The organism is Candidatus Symbiopectobacterium sp. NZEC135, assembly GCF_025962695.1.
Window position 1 is genome coordinate 1 of record NZ_JAGFPF010001477.1, and the last position, 530, is coordinate 530.

1 protein-coding gene and 1 pseudogene are annotated in these 530 nt (G+C 50.4%); both read right to left on the reverse strand.

Features of this window, described 5'->3' with window-relative positions:
• Positions 1–186, reverse strand: a 186-nt coding sequence (locus tag J5224_RS34915) for a hypothetical protein (protein ID WP_264629377.1), incomplete at its 3' end; no start/stop codon positions are given.
• 138 nt (positions 187–324) lie between these two features.
• Positions 325–530, reverse strand: a pseudogene (locus J5224_RS34920) (NADPH-dependent FMN reductase); the annotation flags it as partial.

The following is a 530-nucleotide window of genomic DNA, read 5'->3' on the forward strand; positions in this document are numbered from 1 at the left end:
CCCCTTTAACGAAATAACAAACATCCCGGCTTTCTTGCTGATCTTTGCACCTTGTGCACACCATGCATCAGCGATTCTGAAAAAATCGTCGGTAGTCACGGAATAATCAAGAAGGACTTTGCTGGCGGTACCGGAAGAGAGCAACTGTTCAGCTTCGCTGGTACTTTTGGCATGAAGGGTTATCATTTTTTCATCTCCAGAGGGCCGTGCCACCATTATGTGTATAAATGATGACACTATGATGACGGCGAAAGGGAGAATGTGTGTTAAATAAAAAAGCCAGCGCGTCGCTGGCTTGATAACCGAAGCGTAACGAAGGATAGATTATCCGCGCAGGCGTGATGCAACGGCGGCAACGCGTGCACCATACTGCTTCGCGGTTTCCAAATCACCGGAAGGGATATCATCTGCCGGGCCATCGGAAGGCGATTGCACCAGAAGACCCACAGAGCCACCCAGGTTGTTAACATCTTCGCGTGTAGCCGTTTTGGTGTTAGCGGGCAGTAAGCCCAGACTCACCCACAGACCAC